At 66.6% G+C, this 17450-nt stretch carries 8 protein-coding genes; 3 read left to right on the top strand and 5 right to left on the bottom strand.

The annotated features are described in order from the left end of the window. Positions 1–58: 58 nt before the first annotated feature. The 3 genes from pbpC to AC07ZH_RS04040 are packed head-to-tail and all read right to left on the bottom strand — an operon-like array spanning position 59 to position 8816. Positions 59–2365, bottom strand: coding sequence for a penicillin-binding protein 1C (gene pbpC / locus AC07ZH_RS04050; RefSeq protein WP_495198651.1), 2307 nt, complete (start codon positions 2363–2365; stop codon positions 59–61). Next, positions 2358–2726 carry a hypothetical protein gene (locus AC07ZH_RS04045; protein WP_495198650.1) on the bottom strand — a complete coding sequence of 123 codons (369 nt, stop codon included), beginning with the start codon at positions 2724–2726 and terminating at the stop codon, positions 2358–2360. The genes pbpC and AC07ZH_RS04045 overlap by 8 nt, the downstream gene beginning before the upstream one ends. A 60-nt stretch (positions 2727–2786) precedes the next feature. Then, on the bottom strand, positions 2787–8816 hold the full coding sequence (locus AC07ZH_RS04040) for an alpha-2-macroglobulin family protein (protein WP_495198649.1): 6030 nt from the start codon (positions 8814–8816) through the stop codon (positions 2787–2789). A gap of 104 nt (positions 8817–8920) precedes the next feature. On the opposite strand from AC07ZH_RS04040, the gene AC07ZH_RS04035 reads away from it, so the two are divergent. Next, positions 8921–12772: an EAL domain-containing protein gene (locus tag AC07ZH_RS04035; RefSeq protein WP_495198648.1), complete on the top strand. Its 3852-nt coding sequence runs from the start codon at positions 8921–8923 to the stop codon at positions 12770–12772. 94 nt (positions 12773–12866) lie between these two features. Here AC07ZH_RS04035 and AC07ZH_RS04030 read toward each other — a convergent pair whose 3' ends face one another. Continuing rightward, the gene (locus AC07ZH_RS04030; RefSeq protein ID WP_119108932.1) at positions 12867–13856 is read right to left on the bottom strand and encodes a Bug family tripartite tricarboxylate transporter substrate binding protein; all 990 of its coding nucleotides are present in this window, start codon (positions 13854–13856) and stop codon (positions 12867–12869) included. Positions 13857–13993: 137 nt separating this feature from the next. Then, on the bottom strand, positions 13994–15493 hold the full coding sequence (gene argH / locus AC07ZH_RS04025; protein ID WP_495198647.1) for an argininosuccinate lyase: 1500 nt from the start codon (positions 15491–15493) through the stop codon (positions 13994–13996). 51 nt (positions 15494–15544) lie between these two features. On the opposite strand from argH, the gene AC07ZH_RS04020 reads away from it, so the two are divergent. Together AC07ZH_RS04020 and AC07ZH_RS04015 are read left to right on the top strand one after the other, a co-directional pair. Beyond that, the gene (locus AC07ZH_RS04020) at positions 15545–16657 is read left to right on the top strand and encodes a sensor histidine kinase (protein ID WP_495198646.1); all 1113 of its coding nucleotides are present in this window, start codon (positions 15545–15547) and stop codon (positions 16655–16657) included. After that, a complete protein-coding gene (locus tag AC07ZH_RS04015) occupies positions 16654–17409 on the top strand; it encodes a LytR/AlgR family response regulator transcription factor (protein ID WP_495198645.1) in 756 nt (251 codons plus the stop codon). Before AC07ZH_RS04020 ends, AC07ZH_RS04015 begins: the two co-directional genes overlap by 4 nt. The last annotated feature ends 41 nt before the right edge of the window (positions 17410–17450 follow it).

Raw genomic sequence — 17450 nt, 5'->3', positions numbered from 1 at the left:
AATGAAGCAGAGAATATGAATATTATAAATATTGCAGTCCTCACGCCTTGAACAGGCGCTAAGGTTTTCTCGGTGCGGACGCGCCCACGCCGGCCCCGCGCACCTCGAAGCGCACCGCATCGAGCACGCGTCCGCCCGCATCCTCTAGCTGCAACTGGTGGCGCCCCGGCCACGGCGGCCAGGCGTGCACCGGCCGGCGGCCGACCAGCTTGCCGTCGAGGCGCCAGCGCAGCGGGGCGCCGGGCACCGCACCCGCGGCGACAAAGCGCAGGCGCTGGTTGGCGGGGGGAATGTCGGGGTCAAGCGCCACCACGGCGCCGGAGGCGGGCTCGGCAATGCGCAGAGCCGGCGGCTGCGCAGGCAGCGAATTTTTATGGTCTTTTTGGCCTCTAGCGCTTGGTATATATGCGCTAGCAGCTTCACTATCAATAGCAAACAACGGCTGCTCGGTGCCCTTTAAAAACCATTCGCTGCGCGCCGCCTCCAGCGGGTTGCCGGTGGCCGCATCGGGGCCAAAGCGCACTGCCGCCTGCACCACGCCCTTGGGCGGGCGCGGGGCGCGGCTGGCCTCGTGCGCGTGCAGGTAGCCCATCACCGCCGCCCACATGGGCGCCGCGCCGCTGCTGCCGCTGACCTCGTGCATGGCGCCGCCCGCCGCATTGCCCACCCACACGCCCACGGTGTAGCGCTCGGACCAGCCCAGCGCCCAGTTGTCGCGCATGTCCTTGCTGGTGCCCGTCTTGACGGCGCTCCAGAAGCGTGTCGCCAGCACGCTGTCGAGCCCGAAGGTGCGGGCGCGGGCATTCGGGTCGGACAGGATGTCGGAGGCGATGAAGGCGGCGCCGGGGTCAATCACGCGCGTCCATTTCGGCGGCGGCGGCTTCGCATGCGCCAGCGGCGGCGCCACCGCGCTCAAGCGCCCGCCGTTGGCCAGCGCGCGGTAGGCATTGGTCAGTTGCAACAGCGTGACTTCGCTGCTGCCCAGCGCCAGGCTCAGGCCGTAGTAGCCGCCACTCTCACGCAGCTCCAGGCCGAGCGCCTGCAGCTCCTGAAAAAACGCGTCGGGCGACACCATGGCCAGCGTGCGCACTGCCGGCACGTTGAGCGAGGACGCCAGCGCCGTGCGCGCCGACACCCAGCCCTTGAAGTGCAGGTCGTAGTTCTGCGGGATGTACAGGCCCCCTGCGGTGGCGATGTGCGCGGGCGAGTCGTCGATCAGCGAGGCGGCCGTCAAGCGCCGCTCGGCCAGCGCCTGGGCGTACAGGAAGGGCTTGAGCGTGGAGCCGGGCTGGCGCCTGGCCAGCACGGCATCCACTTCGCCAGCCTCGCTGAGGTCACCGGACGAGCCGACCCAGGCCAGCACCTCGCCGCTGGCGTTGTCGAGCACGACGATCGCGCCATCCTGCACATTGCGGCCGGCCAGCTCGCGCAATTGCTGCGACAGGGTCTGCACGGCAAAGCGCTGCAGCGGCGCGCGCAGCGTGGTGGTCAGGCGTGCGGGCGGCGGCGCGCCAGCCGCTGCCCCGGTCGACCAGGCCGCCAGCGCGCGGCGGGCAAAGTGCGGGGCGATGCCGTCGCTGGCGGCAAAGGCGCGGCGTGCCAGGGTGCCGCTGGCCAGCAGCGCCAGCGCATCGCAGTCGGTGCTGGCAGGCGCTGCGGCGCTGCTGCCCGCCGCCTGCATTTCGCGCAGCACGCCGCAGGCCCGGCGCGCCACCTGCGCGCTGCTGGCATTGGGCGCGCGCACCAGCGCTGCGGTGATGGCCGATTCACGCTCGTCCAGACCGTGGGCCGCCTTGCCGAACAGGCTGCGGCTGAGCGCATCAATGCCCACCAGCTCCCCGCGAAACGGCACCAGGTTCAGGTAAGCCTCCAGAATCTGGTCCTTGCGCCAGCGCCGGTCCAGCACCTCGGCCGCCGCCACCTGACCGATCTTCTGCACCAGGCTGCGGCCACCCGGCCGCTGGCGCAAATCGGCGCCGACGCTCTCGTCGATGAGGCCGGCGAGCTGCATGGTGATGGTGCTGGCACCCCGCGTGCGCTCGTTCCAAAGGTTCGCCCAGGCCGCGGCTGTCGCAGCCTGCCAATCGACACCGCTGTGCTCGTAAAAGCGCTTGTCTTCCGACAGCAGCATGGCGCTGCGCAACGCGGGTGACACATCGGCGAGCGCCACCCACTCGCCGCGCCGCACGTTGGGGTCAGTGCGCACGCGCTGCAACACCTCACCCTCGCGCGACAGCACCAGGGTTTCGGAAGAGCGCCATGCGGCGTGCACCTGGACAAATGAGGGCAGCGCCCTGGCGGGCACCGCTGTGAACGCCAGCAACGCCATGCAAACCCCGGCGCGCAGCGCACCGGCCTCAGTCATTGCGGTGCTCGGTGTCGAAACGGCGCTCGGCCTGCGCCAGGTGGCGCAGCAGCACATGCGAGACCAGGTTCACGCCAATACCGCCAAACAGCACTGGCAACACATACAAAGCCACACGCACTTCGGAGACAAACACCGCGTCATCGACCGCGGATCTGGTCTTTGCCGCCAGGTGGCTCAGCCACTGCAGCAGGTACACATCCACCCCGGCAATCACCGTAAGCAGCAGACCCAGCGCCAAAACCGTGCCAGAAGACACCGCACGGCGTACCAGCAGCCCGTAATAGATGGCGATGGGCGCAACGCCTGACAGCACCAACAGAAACCAAAACCGCAGTTCTATGAAGACGCTCGATTGCATGGGCCACACAAAATATCAGTAAAAACTGCCTCTACCGCTTACGGATAAAGCGAACATAGCTCACTTTACAGGAGCATTTTTCCCCAATGCCTGCACCACTCTCACTGGCGCATTGGGTGATTCGCCAAACATCTCTGGCGCGTACAGCGCCTCGACGCGCGTGGGTGGCAGGGCGAAGCTGCCCGCGTTGTTCAGCCGAACCGTGTACTGGAGTGTCACCTTGCCTGCGGGCAAATAGGCGTAGTAGCTGCGGAAGGCCTCGAAACTGCGCTCCTCGAAGGCGAGCCAGCCATGGCCCGAGCGCTTTTCGCCCTGGGTGGCGATGTCGGAATCGCGCCCCAGGCCGCTGCCCAGGATGGTGGCGCCGCCGGGAATCGGGTCGGTGATCGCCACCCAGGTCATGTCGGCGCTGGCGTCCACTTCCAGCGTGACGCGCAGCACGTCGCCGCGCGAATACTGGCCGGGCGGCAGACTCTTGTCGGCCTGCTCTACGGGGACCACGCTGCGACGTATGCGGTAGCCCGCGTCCAGCGGCGCGGTGCGCGGCACGGCAGCGAGCGATTGCACGGTCAGCCAGGGCTTGCCTGTGCCTTGGTGGGTGACGGCCAAAGTCTGGCCGCTGGTTTTGGGCCAAGGCAGGAACATGGCGTTGCCGCTGAGCATGCCGGGGGCCGATGGCGCGCCAAAGGTGCTGGTCTGGTGCGCGGCCCCTGCGGCGTCGCTGGGCTTGCGGCGCTCCACCTTGGCCCAGTCCACCTGGGCGGTCTCGCTGCCCAGCGTCGCTTGCGTGGTGCCGGCCACCGGCGCGCTCTCGAACTTGGCCGAGAAGCTGCGCAGGGCCAGAGCGCCCCACAGGTTGGCCGTGGTGGTGTGCCAGGCGCCGCCTTGCTGGCGAGCGATAAAGCCGGTGACGAGGCGCGGCAGATCGCCCTGCCAGGCCGGATCATCCACCACGGCCAGCAGCAGGCGGGCGGCGTTCACATCGCTGTTCTGCATCAGCCACCACCAGTCGTCCTGCTGCTCGGTGCTGAACGCCACGCGCGTGCCCTGGTAGTTCAGGCGGCTGTGCAGAATCTGCTCCGCTTCCTGCAGGCGCGCGGGCTGGTTGGCGATGCCGGGTACGCGGCGCAGAATGCGCAGCCAGTCGATCACCGCGTGCGTGGGCCACTGGTTGGGCGCGATGGTGATGCTGCTGAGCATGCGCGCCTGCGCCTTGCCGCTGCGCGACAGCGCCTCGATGGCGGCAAGCTTGCGTATCGCCAAGTCGTCCCGCGGACTCCAGAACTTGCGCGTGATCTTGCCTTCGACAAAGGCCACCAGCGCCTGCTCCATGGGCGCGCGCACGGCGTCCGGCAGGCCCATCGTGGGGTCCAGCTTGGCGGCTTCGTCGGCGGCGGAGATCAGGAAGGCGGTGAGCGTGTCGCTGCCCTGGCGCGTCTCGCCAGCACGCGGCGGGAAGTAGTTCGCCAAGCCGTCTTCATCGAGGTAGGTCGGCACGCGCGCCATCAGGGCGCGCCAGGCGGCCGCATCTTCCATGCCGATGGACTTGCTGGCCTGCTGCTCGAGGCAGCTGTAGGGGTAGCGCGCCCACCAGTCGCGCACGCCGGGCAGGCCTTCGGCCAGCTTGGGTTGCACCGCAAGACTGATGCCGCCGCGCCCCGGCAAGGCAGTGGGCGGCGGCGCCACAGGCAGCGCATAGCTGCCACCCAGCTGCACCAGCGTGCCCTGCTGCACCGAGACCGGTACGGCGGGCACGGTGCGCTGCTGCGCCTTGAGCGCGTCGCGCGCGCCGCCGAGCGTGTCGTGCGCTTCGATTTCCCACAGAATCGCCTGCGCACGCGTCTGGCCCAACTGCTCCGGCGCGGTCACGTCCCAGGCGACTTCACGTGCTTCGCCTGCGGGGATGTCTACTGTCTGTGGTTTGAGGTCGATAAGCGTGGCGTGCGCAGCGGCCTCGACCTGCATCGCCTTGGCCGTGGTGTTGCGCAGCGTGATCTGGGCGCGGAACTGGTCGCCCTCGCGCACCAGCGGCGGCAGGCCGCTGATGATTTGCAGATCCTGCGTGCTGCGAATGGTGGCAGCGCCCGTGCCAAACAGGCCGATACCGGAATCGGCCACGGCGACGATGCGAAAGCTCGTCAGCGCATCGTTCAACGGCACGGTGACCTGGGCCTGGCCCTTGTCGTCGAGCTTGACCACGGGCTGCCACAGCAGCAGCGTGTCGAGCAGCTCGCGGGTCGGCACGCGGCCGCCACCACCACCGGGCGCAGCGGCCTTCTTGCCGTAGTGGCGCCGGCCAATGATTTCCATTTGCGCCGTGGCCGTCTGCACGCCCCAGGCGCGCCGCTGCAGCATGGCGCCGAGCAGGTTCCAACTGGTGTTGGGCATGAGTTCGAGCAGCGCTTCGTCCACGGCGGCCAGCGCCACTTCGGCGTGTGCGGCGGGTTTGCCGCCCGGCAGTGTGGCGGTAATGGTGACTTGCGCCTTGCCGCGCACCGGGTAGCTGGCCTTGTCGGCCGCCACTTTGACGTCGATGCGGTGCGCTGCCGCGCCGACCTTGATTTCGGCCATACCAAAGCGGAAGGCCGGTTTGCTCAGGTCCACCAGGGCGGTGGGCAGCTTGTACTCCTTGCCGTCGTACCAGAAGGCGCCCCACCATTCGCGCGGTGCCTTGTAGCCCCAGGTGAAGAAGCTGTACCACGGCACCTCGTGCAAGCGCCCGCGCAGCGCCAGCACGCTGATGTACACGTTGGGCCCCCAGTCGGGCTGCACCTTGAGCGCCACGCTCGGGTCCTTGCCCGAGAGCGTCGCCACCTGCGTCTCAAGGATGCCTTCGCGCTCCACCGCCACCAGGGCCGTCGCCTCGCGAAATGGCATGCGCACCTGCAGGCGCACGGTCTCGCCCGGCTGGTAGCTGCGCCGCTCGGGCAGCACGTCGATGCGGTCGTGGTTCTCGCCGCCAAACCACTGCTCGCCCGCACGGCTGACCCAGAGGGACGCGGCGGCGTCAAAGGTGTTGCCGTCCTTGTCGCGAGCCGTGGCGACGAGCTCGATCTCGCCCACGTCGTCGAGCCGCGCCTCGCACAGCAGCAGGCCGCGCGCATCGCTCTTGCCGGTGCACAGGATGCCCAGATCGCGCGTTTCGGTGTGGTTGTCGTAGCTGTAAAAGCCGCCGACGATGCGCTTCCTGCTGCTCGTTGTCGTGCGCACCCGCGCCTGCACCTGCAGCGGCACACCGGCCAGCGGTTTGCCGTCGGGTGAGAGCGCCAGAACCTGGAAGCGCGCCTTGCTGCCCGATGCCACCCAGCCCTCGGTCTTGATGCCGGCAATCACACCGGCCGGCCACAGGGTGTTGCTGCTGCGCAGGGTCTGCACCTCGCCGCTGGGGTCGGCGTAGGTGGCTTCGATGACCAGTTCCTGTGCGCTTGCGGCGCGCGGCACCGGGTCCAGCGTCACCTGCCCAGCTCCCTTGGCGTCGAGCGCAAGCGGCAGCTTGTCGGCGATGATGCGCGAGTCGCTGGCGGCGCTGGAGGGCGCGCCCGATTCGTCGCCGTCGTCGCCCCCATCGGCCATGTCTTGCTGCGCGTTCTGGGTATCGCGCTCGCGCGGCGGACTGAAAGAGAATTCGTCGTAGTCGGCAAACGTCAGGCTTTTGCTGCGCACCAGCGCCGAAACACGCACCGGCAAGCGCGCAGCCGCGCCGCCCGCCACGTAGTGCACCTGCACGTCCACGGGCACCTTGCGCAGGCTGACGAGAGCGTCCTTCTGCTGCGGGCCGACATGGCCCTCCAGCACCGGCAGGCGGAAGGCCTCGACACGAAACTGCCCCGACGCCAGGCTTTGCGCCTGTTCACCCTTGCCGCGCAGCTCCACGCTGTACACGCCCAGCTTGGCGGCCGGCGGCACGGCAAATTCGCTCAGCGCACTGCGTCCGCCGGTTGCGGTGCTGCGCCAAGCCAGCGGCTGAACGAACTGCTGGCCACTGCCCACATGCGTGACCACCAGTTCGGCGGGTTCGGCTTTGGACAATACAAAACCCGCTGCCGTCTCGGCACGCAGGAAATGCTTCATCGACACCGTTTCGCCGGCGCGCACGAGCGTTCTGTCAAACACGGTGTGGGCGCGCTGATCGCGCTCGGCGTCGCTGCTGGTGGGCACATTGAAGCGCCAAGGTTCGATGCCGCGCTGCCACTGGCTCCAGGTAAACGCCATATCGGCCACGCCGTCGTCACCGGTGTGCCGTACGCTGACAAAGTAGCCGTCGGCACTGCCGTAATCGTCCTGGCCTTCGTTGCAGTCGGGTGCATTGGCCGGCAGCCCGCTGATGGACGCACGGCCCTGGGCGTCGGTCAGGCCTGAAGCCAGCAGGCGGCCGTCGCAGCCCGAGACCTGCACCTTGGCGCCTTCGACGACTTTGCCCTTGTCCAGCGAGGTCACCCAGGCCAGCGCGTTCTCACGGCCCAGCTTGAAATGCACCGCCAGATTGGTGACCAGCGCACTGGTGCGCACGTACATCGTCCGACCAGCACCGTATTCAGGCGCCAGCAGGGAGGCGCCCAGCAGGGGCGAAGCGACTTCCAGCACGTGAAAACCTGGTGTGAGCGGCACACCCACCACCTCGAAGGGGCGCGGGTCGCTCGCAGCGGCCTGCGGCAGGGTGACGCTGTGCACGCCGGGCTGGCCGCCCAGCAAGGACACCATGCGGCTTTGCACGGAATCCTTGCTTTCATCTTGCAGAGGCTTGGGCAGGGCAATGCGTGCATCGCGCCCGGCCTGCTGGCGCTGCACCTGGTCGTGGCTGTAGTACTGCACGCGGCGGTACCAGGCAATGATGTCGGCATCGCTTTGCGGCGTCAGCGTGTGCATGGGCACACCTGCCTTGACTGGAACCGGGCCCGTGGTTTGCACCCGCAGGGCGGACTCGACCTTGCGCAGCGTGATAGGCAGCAGCGCCGGGCCACCCGGCCCCTCGGCAAAGCGCTCGACGATGCCAAACGGCGCGGCGGCAAACTTGGCCAGCGGCGGCATGGCGCCCGTGCCCACCGCCAGCGGAAACATCGAGGCATTGGCCAGCGTGCGGCCCGAGGCATCGACGAAGTCTTTCGGTAGCTCAAGCGTGTACGCACTTGCTTCGGTAAACGGCGCAGAAAACCGCAGCCGGCTCACCAAAGTGTCGCCCTGCACGACCGTGCCCTCGTCGTCACCATTCAGGTCGGGCTTGAGCACCTCGTGCGGCCCACGCAGGCGCAGCGCCGACGCCAGCTTCCAGGACACGGGGGCGCTGAACGTGACCGTCATCGGCCGAATAGGCAGGCAGGCCGCCTGCGCGTTCTCGCGTTCGCAGCTGAGGTCCGCGGTGAAAGCATCACGCACCGTGTAGTCAAAGCGCTTGTCCACCTTGGTCACGATGCCGCTGGGCGTGGCCAAGCCCTTGCCCACCACCAGTTGCAGCTTGCTGCCAGGCGTCAACCGCCGGTTGCAGGCCAGCGTGGCAATGCTGAGCGGCGCCTTCGCGGCCTCTTTGTCAAGATGCAGCGCCTTGAGCAATTCGCTGCGCTGGGCGCCGTCGATGAGGCGAACGGGGATACGCTCGCCCACGCCTTCCATACTGCACCAGGCGCTGGCTTTGACGCTCGCCAATGTCGCCGGACCGCTCAGTTGCAGGACGAAGAACTGGTCTTCGTCGAGTGCTTGCCAGGTGCCCGGTCCGACATGCTCGACCAACGGGCCGCCACTATTGAATGCATAGCTTCTAGCGCCCTTCCACTCTGCGTCAGAGGGCGATTTGAGTGCTGCATTGGGCTGCGCGGTGCAGCGCACACCGGGCGGCAGATGCTGTGCGAAATCGAACACCCATTCGCGCTCGCTGGTCCAGCGGCCCGAGCCCTGGCTGGCAGCAGCGTCACTGCAGGTGATGGCAAACGGTGCTGGCGCCTTGGGATCGCCAAACTGCACCGCCGGCGCGTCGAAGTGCGCCACCACCTGGCGCACGCTGGCCACTTCGCCCTGTGGCGAAAAGCGGCTGGTCTGAAACGCCTGCGCGCTGGCGGTGGCCAGCGCAAGGCCCCAGACAGCGATTCTTATATTCATTCTGGTCTCCTCTGCTGAACCACAAGGCGAGCAAAATAATGCCGTGCTCGCACGACAGGACCCGTCAATGCCGGAGTCGTGCCATCCTGCCAGCACAATACGCCATGCCCACGCGATTCGACATTCCATTTGGCCAGAACCTGTGTGATGTACTTCACGCGGAACTGGATTTGGTCTGCAGCTTCATGGGGGAAGGTGGGCGCATCGTGGCGTCGAGCGAGCGTGAGCGCATCGGCCACACGCACGCGATGGCGCAGCGCATCATGCAAGGCACGCTGGAAGAATACAGCGTCACCCCGGAGGAAGCCGCCCACTCGGCGACCATGCGCGAGGGCATCAACATGGGCATCGACCTGGGCGGCCAGCGGATGGCCTGCTTTGCCATCGCCGGGCCACTGGAGGTGGTGCGCCCTCTGGCGCGGATCGTGCGCTTTTGTGTGACATCGCTGCTGCAGGTGCGCCCGGAAGTGCCCGCATCGTCTACGTCCACCCCCGCCATTGAACAAGCGCTGGGCAGCAGCGCCCCAAACACCCGCCTGACCGACCTACTGGGCCATGCCAGCCAGGCCATGGCGTTCAGTCTCAGCCGCCTGCACGACGCCGTCAACTACATTGACCAGGGCATCACGCTCTTCGACAGCCACCTACAGTTGGTGGTGTGGAACCGGCGGTTTCTCGATCTGATTGGCGTTCCCGAGACTGCGGTTCGCCTTGGCCAGCCGCTGCAAGAGTTGTTGCAGCGCTACGCAGAAGGCACGGGCCATTCCCCGGCAGAACTGCAGGCCCTGGTGTCCCGCAGGGTAGCGCGAGTGCGCGCGGGCCAACCCAGCGCCTTCGAGCATATCAGCCCCCAGGGCACAGTCCTGGCCATCGTGGACCGGCCGCTGCCCGATGGCAGTCTGGTCTCCACCTACACCGATATCACCGATAGGCACCGGGCCGACACCGCCCTGCGCGCCGCCTACGAAAGCGCCGAGCGACTGGTCGAACAGCGCACCCGCACGCTGACGGATTTTTCCAACCTCTCGTCCGACTGGTTCTGGGAACAGGACACCGAGTTTCGTTTCATCCGGTTTTTCGGCAACTCACCCGAAAAGCTGCGCCGCGCGCCCAGCTATTTTCTTGGGAAACGGCGCTGGGATATGCCCATTCAAGGAATCACCGACGACCAGTTGGCCGAGCACATCGCCTGCCACCAGCGGCACGAGCCCTTTCGCCATTTCGAATACGAAATCGCTGCGGAGGACGGCAGCACACAGTATTTTTCCATCAGCGGCAGCGCCCGGTTTGACGATCAGGGCCGTTTCGAGGGCTACCATGGCACAGGCAGCAACATCACCGATCTGCGGCGAGCGGAGTTGGTGATCCGCGAGCGGGAACGCCAGCTCGCGCAAATTGTCGATGGCAGCCCACTGGCCACCTTCGTCATCGACGCACAGCACCACATCACCCACTGGAACCGTGCCTGCACCGCACTGACAGGCAGGGACGCCACCACGATGCTGGGCCGCGACGAGGTTTGGCGCGCCTGGTACCCCACCCCCCAGCCGACCCTGGCCAGTCTGCTGGTCGACCAGGCTCCGGACGATGTGCTCGCCACCCATTACCCCAACGCTCGCTATTCCACCCTGATCGCAGGCGCGCTGGAGGTCGAAGTATTTCTGGCCAACGTCGCAGAGAACGGGCGCTGGCTGCACATCACGGCCGCCCCACTGCGCGATGCGCAGAGCCAGCTGACCGGCGCCATCGAAACCGTGCAGGACGTGACCGAACGGCGGCGCGACCAGCAACTGCTTGAGGACCGCAGCACCGCACTGCAGCACGCCAACCTGGTGATGGAAGAGCGCGTTCAGGCACGCACCGAAGAGCTGTCCCGGCAACTGAGCTTCCTGCACCAGCTGATCGAGGCCATTCCCAGCCCCCTGTTCTACAAGGATGCCCAACTGCGCTATCTGGGCTGCAACAGCGCCTTTGAGGCCTTCATCGGAAAGCCTGCGGCAGACATCGTTGGCAAAACGCCCCCTGGCGTTGCGCCCCAAGCACTGGCCGACCGGTACCTGGCCGCGGACCGGGAGCTTCTGGCGCAGCATGGGAAGCAAATCTACGAGAGCGCAGTGCGCCATGCGGATGGGACGCTGCACCAAGTCATTTTCCACAAGGCCACGTTCACCCACCCCGATGGCAGCGTGGGCGGACTGGTCGGTGTCATGCTCGACATCACCGAACGCACGCGCATGGAAAATGATCTGCGCCAGGCGGCCACGGTCTTCGACAACATCGCCGAGGGGGTCAGCATTACCGAACGTGATGGCTCCATCATCGCCGTCAACCGCGCTTTCTGCACCATCACCGGCTACGACCGTGCAGAAGCGATTGGCCAGAACCCCCGCATGCTCCAGTCGGGACGGCACGATCGCAAGTTCTACGCCGACATGTGGGAGGCCATCACCCGTTACGGCCGTTGGCAGGGTGAGGTCTGGAACCGGCGCAAATCGGGCGACATCTACCCCCAATGGCTGTCCATCACGACGGTGGACGCTCCCCTGGACCAGCCAACGCACTACGTTGCCACGTTCTCGGACATCACGCACCAGAAGCAGAACGAAGAGCGCATCCAGTTGCTGGCCTTTTCGGACCCACTCACGGGCCTGCCCAACCGGCGCTTGCTGCTGGACCGCCTGGAGCATGCCCTGATCGTGAGCACGCGCAACCAGCGCGGGGGGGCGTTGTTTTTCATCGACCTTGACGACTTCAAGGGGCTCAACGATACGCGCGGCCACTACATGGGCGACCTACTGCTGCAGCAGGTCGCCCAGCGCCTGGTAGGCTGCGTGCGCAAAGGCGATACCGTGGCCCGGCTCGGAGGTGATGAATTCGTCATCATGCTCGAGGGCCTGAGCCAGGATGCTCTGCAGGCCGTGAAACAGGCCGAAGCAGTCGGGGCCACCATCCTGCTCGCCCTCAATGAGCCCTACGTGCTGCAGGGCAGCGCGCACCACAATACGCCCAGCATTGGCGTGACGCTGTTTGGGCAGTCCCAGGGCTCGGTGGAAGAATTGCTCAAACAGGCCGATCTCGCAATGTACCGCGCCAAGGCCTCGGGGCGAAATGCCTTGTGCTTCTTCGACCCGCAGATGCAGTCCGTGCTGGCCGAACGGGTGGCGCTCGAAAAGGAATTGCGCATCGCGCTGCAGCGCCAGGATTTCGTTCTGCACTACCAGCCCCAGGTCAACGGGGCAGGCGCCATGGTGGGCGTGGAGGCCCTGGTGCGCTGGCAGCATCCGCAGCACGCCCTGATCTCACCGCTCGACTTTATTCCACTGGCAGAGGACACCGGCCTGATCCTGCCCCTGGGCCGCTGGGTGCTGGAAACCGCCTGCAGGCAACTGGCCGCATGGGCAGAGCATGCCGACCGCCAGCACCTGACCATTGCCGTGAATGTGAGTGCCCGGCAGTTCCACCATGCCGATTTTGTCGACCAGGTACTCACGGTGCTGCAGGAGACTGGCGCCAACCCTCAGAGGCTGAAACTTGAGCTGACGGAAAGCCTGCTCATCACCAATATCGAGGAAGTGATCGCGAAGATGAGCACCCTCAAGGCCCGGGGCGTGTGCTTCTCGCTGGATGATTTCGGCACGGGTTATTCGTCGCTAGCCTACCTCAAGCGCCTGCCCCTGGACCAACTGAAAATCGATCAGGGCTTTGTCTCCCATGTGCTGACCGACGCCAACGATGCCGCCATCGCCCGCATGATCGTGGCCTTGTCGGAGAGCCTGGGGCTGGAGGTTATTGCCGAAGGGGTCGAACAGGCCGAACAGCGCGATTTTCTGGCGCAGCACGGCTGCCAGACCTACCAGGGCTACTTCTTCAGCCGGCCGCTTCCCATCCAGGACCTGGAGGCCTACATGAAGGTCTGCCAGGCCGCACCTTTTGCGCTGGCAGGCGAGGGCATCTGAGGCTTTCCAGGCTGGCGCTGGCGCAGATCGATCTAACGGGCGAAGCAGCAATAGGGTATCGGGCGACGCTGCGCCCGCCGCCGCCGGCCCAGACCTACTGCGGCTGAAAGCCGCTGGTCTGGATGATGCGCGTCCAGGCCTTGGTGTAGGCGTGCTCGCGCACCGCCAGTTGTGCACCGGTCATGTAGTCCACCGTCAGGCCCAGCGCGACGAGTTGCGTGCGCACCTCGGGCAGCGCCAGCACCTTGGCCACGCTGTCCGAGAGCCGCTTGACCTCGGCGGCCGGCGTGCCTTTGGGGGCGTAGATACCGTAATACGGCAGGTCTTCAAACCCCTTGAGGCCGAGCTCGTCAAACGTGGGAACATTCGGCAGCGCCGCCTGGCGCTGGGTGCCCAGCACAGCCACCACCCGGATCTTGCCGGCACGGTGGTTTTCAATGAAGTCCTGCACCGAACCCACGCCCGCATGGATCTGGTTGCCGAGCATGTCGGTCACCATGGGCGCGCTGCCGCGGTAGGGGGCGGACACCAGATCGAGCTTGTATTTGTCGGCAATGACCTTCACCAGAAACTCGGGTGTGGAAGCAGGCGCCGGAATACCCACCGCGTCCTTGCCGCCGTTCTTCGCTTTGACCCAATCCACGTAGGCGGCAAAGCTGTTGGCCGGCGTGCCGCCTGACACGGCAAAGGCGTTGACGAAGGTGGCGATACCGGCCACGGGCACGAAATCGGTCTCGGGCGCGTAGCCGGGGTTTTTGACCACCAGCGGAAGAATGGAAATGGTGTGGTCGTGCGAGAGGAACAGCACGCTGCCATCCGCCGGCGCGGCCTTGAGCGCCTGCGCCGCAATCTGCCCGCCCGCACCGGGCCGGTTTTCCACCAGCACCTCGGTGCCCAGCGGCGTGCGCAGCTTGGCGGCCAGCAGACGGGCAATGGCGTCCGAGCCGCCGCCGGCCGGGAAGCCGACCATCAGACGAATCGGTTTGGCACCCTGCGCGAACGCGCTGCACAGGGCCAGGCTGGCGCCCAGGGCGGCGGTGGTGCGCAAGGCGCGCGAGATCAGGCTGCGGCGAGACGGGGACATCGGCGGAACTCCTTTGGCGGGAAAAAATGGGCGCTGCCACACGCTGCCGCTAGGACAGCCGTGCGTTAAAAACTATTGTTTTGATAGCTGTAAGCGCTTATGCATCAAGCGCTAGAGGCCAATTTCATTCAAAATTCCTAGCCCAGGCGCGCCTGGTGCCGCGCAATCTGCATTCTGACCTGTGCGGGCGCCGTTCCGCCCAGGGTATTGCGTGCATCGAGCGAGCCGCGCAGGCTCAGCACGCCGTACACATCCTTGTCGATTTGGGGGTGAAAGCCCTGCAGCACCGAGAGCGGCAGCTCCGACAAATCGCAGCCGTGGGATTGCGCCGCTTTCACAGCGTGCGCCACGGTTTCGTGGGCGTCGCGAAACGGCAAACCCTTTTTCACCAGGTAGTCGGCCAGGTCGGTGGCCGTGGCGTAGCCCTTGCGTGCCGCGTCTTCCATGGGCTGCGCATTGACGGTGATGCCGCCACTTTTCTCGCCGGTGGCCGCATCCAACTGGCCGCCGATCATTTCGGCAAAGATACGCAGCGTGTCCTTGAGCGTGTCCACGGTGTCGAACAAGGGCTCTTTGTCTTCCTGGTTGTCCTTGTTGTAGGCCAGCGGCTGGCCTTTCATCAGCGTGATCAGCGCCATCAAATGGCCGACCACGCGGCCGGCCTTGCCGCGCGCCAGTTCGGGCACGTCGGGGTTTTTCTTCTGCGGCATGATCGACGAGCCGGTGGTGAAGCGGTCGGCAATGCGGATGAAGGCGAAGTTCTGGCTCATCCACAGCACCAGCTCTTCCGACAGACGGCTGATGTGCACCATCACCAGGCTGGCGGCGGCGGCAAATTCAATGGCGAAATCACGGTCACTCACGGCGTCCAGGCTGTTCTGGCAGACGCGCGCCGCGCCGCTTTCATCGACCATTCCCAGCGTGCGCGCCACGCGCTCGCGGTCCAGCGGGTAGGTGGTGCCGGCGAGCGCCGCGCTGCCCAGCGGCAGCACGTTGACGCGGCGGCGCACGTCCTGCATGCGCTCGGCATCACGCGCAAACATCTCCACATAGGCCAGCAGGTGGTGGGCAAAGCTCACCGGCTGCGCCACCTGCAGATGCGTAAAGCCGGGCAGGATGACTTCCACATTGCGGCCAGCAACTTCAACCAGGGCGCGTTGCAGATCGGCGAGCAGCGCGGCAATCATGTCGATCTCGCCGCGCAGCCACAGGCGCACGTCGGTGGCGACCTGGTCGTTGCGGCTGCGGCCTGTGTGCAGGCGCTTGCCGGCGTCGCCGACCAATTGCGTCAGGCGCGCCTCGATGTTGAGGTGCACGTCTTCGAGGTCGAGCTTCCACTCGAACTGGCCAGCTTCGATTTCAGCGCGAATGGCGGCCATGCCGCGCACGATGTCGGCGTGGTCGGCGGCGCCAATGATGTTTTGCGCGGCCAGCATCTCCGCGTGGGCCAGGCTCCCCTCAATGTCGGCACGCCACAGGCGCTGGTCGAAAAATACGCTGGCGGTGTAGCGTTTGACCAGATCGCTCATGGGCTCGGAAAACAGCGCCGACCAGGCCTGGGCCTTGGTGTCGAGCTGGTTGGCAGAAGGGGCGGAGTCGCTGCCGGCAGGCGCGATTTGGTCTTGGCTGGTGGGCATGGCAGGGCAATAATCGCGCACCCACGACAGCCGGACCACCCGGATGCCGCAATGCACGAGACGCAAATTTTATCGACCCTTCCCGGAGTGCCCGATCCAGCGCCCAAGTCGCGGGAGCACGCACGCGTGCTGGTCTTCGATGCCTGCGACCTGGGCGTGGTGCTGCGCGCGGTGTTGTTCGTCGAACTGGTGCTCGCCGTGGGCGTGATGTTTGGCGCGCAAAACCCGATCGACTGGCTCGCCCGCCTCTCGCTGCTGACGGGGGGCACCCTGCCCGCAACCCTCGCCTGGCTGGTAGCCGCCTGCAGCGCCAAACGGCTGCTGGCCCGCCTGCCGGTGCGCGTCCAATACCTGGTTGGCGTGCTGCTGGGTGCGCTCGCCGGCCTGTGGGCCTGCACCATATTGGCCATGGTGGGCATCGCCGCACCGCCACCGTGGTGGGCAAGCGCTGCCAGCGGCGCGCTGCTCGCCGCCCTGCTGGTGGCGGCCCTGGCGCTGCGCGCTCGCGGGCGCACGCCAGCGGCGACCACCGCGCGGCTGACCGAGCTGCAGTCGCGCATTCGCCCGCACTTTTTGTTCAACACACTCAACAGCGCCATCGCCTTGGTGCGCGAAGATCCGTCCAGGGCCGAGTCGCTGCTGGAAGACCTCAGCGATCTGTTCCGCCATGCGCTAATCGAACAAGGCGAATCGGTCACGCTGGCCGAGGAACTGGTGCTGGCGCAGCGCTACCTCGCCATCGAACAGGTGCGCTTTGGCGAGCGCCTGCAGGTGCAGTGGCAGATCGACCCGCGCGCCGGCAGCGCTCTGTTGCCGCCACTTCTGCTGCAGCCGCTGGTGGAAAACGCCGTCAAGCACGGCGTCGAGCCCAGCAACTGGGGCGGGCGCCTGCGCGTCTGTACCGAACTGCGCGGCAGCCGGGTGATCATCCGCATCACCAACACTCTGCCTGCCGAGCGCGCGCGCACAAGTGACGCCGCACCGGGCCACGGCATTGCGCTCGCCAATGTGCGCGCCCGCCTGGCGCTGCTGCACGATGTGCAGGCCGAATTCAGTGCTGGCATACGCGGCGCTGTGTACGAGGTGCGGCTTTCAATCCCCCCCGCACGGCCAAAGCAGCCAACAGGTGAGGCCCGCACGGCCAAAACAGGACGCGCACCATGAACATTCTCATCGTGGACGACGAAGCGCTGGCGCGCCGGCGCCTGGCCACGCTGCTGGCCGATTGCGGCGCGATGCCGCCGCACCGTGTCGTTGAGGCAGCCAGCAGCGCCGAGGCCCTGGCACTGCTCACGCCAGGTGACGGTCGCGGGGTCGATCTGGTGCTGCTTGACATCCACATGCCAGGGCTTGATGGCCTGGCACTGGCGCACCGCCTGCGCGCGCTCGCCTGGCCACCCGCCATTGTCTTTGTCACAGCACATGCCGAGCACGCCGTCAGTGCTTTCGAGCTGGAGGCGCTCGATTACCTCACCAAACCCGTGCGCCTGGAGCGCCTGCAGCAAGCCCTGGCCAAGGCGCAGCGCCTGCGCAACCCATCCGGCCACGCACCGGCATCTGCCGTGGCAGCGCCCGGTGAGAGCCTGTTGATTCAGGACCTCGGCCGCACCGAGCGCGTGCCGCTGGCAGAAGTGTTGCTGTGCAAGGCCGAGCTCAAGTACGTCACGCTGCGCACCGCGGCGCGCAGCTACGTGCTCGACAGCACCCTGGCCGAGCTGGAATCGCGCCACGCCGCACACCTGATGCGCGTGCACCGCAATGCGCTGGTGGCGCGCAGCGCCGTGCGGGCGCTGGAGCGCTACTTTGACGCGGAGGAAGGCGAAGGCTGGGCGGTGCGCCTGGCGGGCCTGGCCGACCTGGTGCCGGTCTCGCGCCGCCAGGTGGCTGCCGTGCGCGAGGCCATCGCTGGCAGTTAGCTATCAAAAGTAGAGCTTCTACCGCTTACTGCATAAGCGCT

This window comes from Simplicispira sp. GW247-4R2A (assembly GCF_059424465.1).
This window is presented reverse-complemented; position numbering and strand designations above follow the sequence as displayed.

Coding starts and splice junctions, on each gene's coding strand:
- AC07ZH_RS04030 (WP_119108932.1), bottom strand. CDS start 13,856: ATGTCCCCGTCTCGCCGCAGCCTGATCTCGCGCGCCTTGCGCACCACC.
- AC07ZH_RS04015 (WP_495198645.1), top strand. CDS start 16,654: ATGAACATTCTCATCGTGGACGACGAAGCGCTGGCGCGCCGGCGCCTG.
- AC07ZH_RS04020 (WP_495198646.1), top strand. CDS start 15,545: ATGCACGAGACGCAAATTTTATCGACCCTTCCCGGAGTGCCCGATCCA.
- pbpC (WP_495198651.1), bottom strand. CDS start 2,365: ATGACTGAGGCCGGTGCGCTGCGCGCCGGGGTTTGCATGGCGTTGCTG.
- AC07ZH_RS04040 (WP_495198649.1), bottom strand. CDS start 8,816: ATGAATATAAGAATCGCTGTCTGGGGCCTTGCGCTGGCCACCGCCAGC.
- AC07ZH_RS04035 (WP_495198648.1), top strand. CDS start 8,921: ATGCCCACGCGATTCGACATTCCATTTGGCCAGAACCTGTGTGATGTA.
- AC07ZH_RS04045 (WP_495198650.1), bottom strand. CDS start 2,726: ATGCAATCGAGCGTCTTCATAGAACTGCGGTTTTGGTTTCTGTTGGTG.
- argH (WP_495198647.1), bottom strand. CDS start 15,493: ATGCCCACCAGCCAAGACCAAATCGCGCCTGCCGGCAGCGACTCCGCC.